Source organism: Ectobacillus ponti (assembly GCF_024294785.1).
In the GTDB taxonomy this organism is placed as follows: Bacteria; Bacillota; Bacilli; order Bacillales; family Bacillaceae_G; genus Ectobacillus; species Ectobacillus ponti.
Map to the genome: position 1 here is coordinate 1 of NZ_JANCLT010000043.1, position 1,231 is coordinate 1,231.

Genomic DNA, 1,231 nt, shown 5'->3' on the forward strand with positions numbered 1-1,231 from the left:
TGGATGGTCTACACTTAGTTAGACAACTCGTATCAGGGCTAGTACACTATACTTACTAACCTGAGGAGCGTGTCGTCCATGAAAAAAGAGCGCCGAACGTATACAGCTGAATTTAAGCTACAAATGGTGAAGCTGTATGAGAATGGCAAGTCAAGAGCTGATATTGCCAGAGAGTATGATATTACCCCATCTGCCTTAGACCGCTGGATCTCCAACCACCAAAAAACAGGTTCCTTCACAGCGGAGGACAACCGGTCAGCGGAAGAAAATGAGCTGATGCAACTGCGGAAAGAGAACCAACGTCTGAAGATGGAGGTGGACATTTTAAAGCAGGCCGCGCTGATCATGGGACGAAAATAGATGTGATACGAGCAAACGCTCACAAATATTCGGTATCAGCAATGTGCGGCGTCCTACAAATTCCAAGAAGCTCCTACTACTACCACGCGAGAAAACGTGAAGATGACGAGCACCAGGCCGAAGAAGCGGACCTACAGGAACGGATTTACAAGATTTTTACGCAAAGCCGGAACAACTATGGCACGCGGAAAATCAAGAGAGAGTTGGAGAAGCAAGATGTCACTGTTTCCAAACGGCGGATTGGTCGCATCATGAAGCAGCTCGGCTTGGTATCCAATTATACGGTCGCCTACTACAAGTCCCAGCAGAAGCCAAGCAACGAAGCGGAAACAGCCAATGTACTGAACCGTGAGTTCCAACAGAAACAAGAGCTATCCATCCTTGTCAGTGACTTAACATACGTGCGTGTCGCGAAAAAATGGCATTACGTATGCTTATTTGTTGACCTCTTTAACCGCGAAATTGTGGGTGCAAGCGCAGGCCCAAACAAAGACGCAGCCCTTGTCTACAAGGCGTTGAGCAGCATCCAAGGCAACTTGACGAATGTGCGACTCTTCCATACAGACCGAGGTTCGGAGTTTGACAATCAGCTCATGAGAGAAGCAACGGAAGCCTTTGGGATTCAGCGGTCACTAAGCGCAAAAGGATGCCCGTATGATAACGCAGTAGCGGAAGCCACGTACAAGAGCTTTAAAATCGAATTTGTGTACCAGAGAACCTTCCTAACGCTGGAACAACTCCAGCTGGAGCTTGGGGATTACGTACACTGGTTCAACAACATTCGGATCCATCAGACACTGGGATATCTCACGCCAGTCGAGTTTAAACAGCTGGCCTTATAAAAGTTGTCCAAGTAGGTGTTGACATTCCA

Annotated in this window: 1 protein-coding gene; it reads left to right on the top strand. The window is 47.7% G+C overall.

Going from position 1 to position 1,231, the window contains the following annotated elements:
- Positions 1–78: 78 nt before the first annotated feature.
- Positions 79–1,202, top strand: a protein-coding gene (locus NK662_RS23060; RefSeq protein ID WP_438503655.1) for an IS3 family transposase whose coding sequence is annotated in 2 segments (ribosomal slippage) — positions 79–325 and positions 325–1,202 — 1,125 coding nt in all. Because the reading frame shifts where the segments join, the coding sequence is not laid out codon by codon here.
- Positions 1,203–1,231: the final 29 nt, after the last annotated feature.